Origin of the sequence: Halomonas marinisediminis (assembly GCF_004347715.1) — a bacterium.
In the GTDB taxonomy this organism is placed as follows: Bacteria; Pseudomonadota; Gammaproteobacteria; order Pseudomonadales; family Halomonadaceae; genus Halomonas; species Halomonas icarae.
In genome coordinates this window covers 1-221 of sequence record NZ_SLTR01000864.1, presented here as the reverse complement: position 1 = coordinate 221, position 221 = coordinate 1, and the positions used below count along the sequence as shown (strand labels likewise).

The 221-nt window shown below is 56.1% G+C and carries 1 rRNA gene; it reads right to left on the bottom strand.

Annotated elements, in window-relative coordinates:
• Positions 1-221, bottom strand: a 23S ribosomal RNA gene (locus tag E0702_RS18790); the annotation flags it as partial.

Genomic DNA, 221 nt, shown 5'->3' with positions numbered 1-221 from the left:
CGTCCTCTCGTCCTAGGGGCAACTCCTCTCAAGTATCCTACACCCACGGCAGATAGGGACCGAACTGTCTCACGACGTTCTAAACCCAGCTCACGTACCTCTTTAAACGGCGAACAGCCGTACCCTTGGGACCTGCTCCAGCCCCAGGATGAGATGAGCCGACATCGAGGTGCCAAACGATGCCGTCGATATGGACTCTTGGGCATCATCAGCCTGTTATC